Here is a 361-nt window from a genome sequence, read left to right as displayed (position 1 = left end):
CGTAAGGTCAAAAACATGGAACTGGTTATTAGGCTGGGCATCGTCATCACAAAGGCTCAGCGGTGTTGGCGTAGTTAACGCTAACGGCTTATTGATTATAACCCTGAAAGAGCCAATGTTAAAGCAGCTGCTTGCACTGTTCTGTACCCTCACCCATATTGTATCCCCGTTAGTAGCTACGTGTGCATTAGAAGGGATAAGCGGTGCGGTTCCGGCCTGTGCCGCAGGTAATGAATTATAGTAGGTAACCATATAGGTACCTGTAGTCAGCGGTGGCTGTTGTGCCAATACTGCTGCGTTCTGTTGGGTAAGGTCTACCGCGGTTCTCGTATCCTGGGTATTGCTATCGTCGTCACACACT

1 protein-coding gene is annotated in these 361 nt (G+C 48.8%); it reads right to left on the bottom strand.

Features of this window, described 5'->3' with window-relative positions; translation table 11 throughout:
* A partial coding sequence (locus L1S31_RS14875; protein WP_502539617.1) for an FIDD domain-containing protein occupies positions 1-361 on the bottom strand: 361 nt, incomplete at both ends.

The sequence above is a fragment of the Flavobacterium wongokense genome, from assembly GCF_021608265.1.
Lineage (GTDB): Bacteria > Bacteroidota > Bacteroidia > Flavobacteriales > Flavobacteriaceae > Flavobacterium > Flavobacterium wongokense.
The sequence above is the reverse complement of the archived record's forward strand: the minus strand, read 5'-3'. Positions and strand labels throughout refer to the sequence as shown.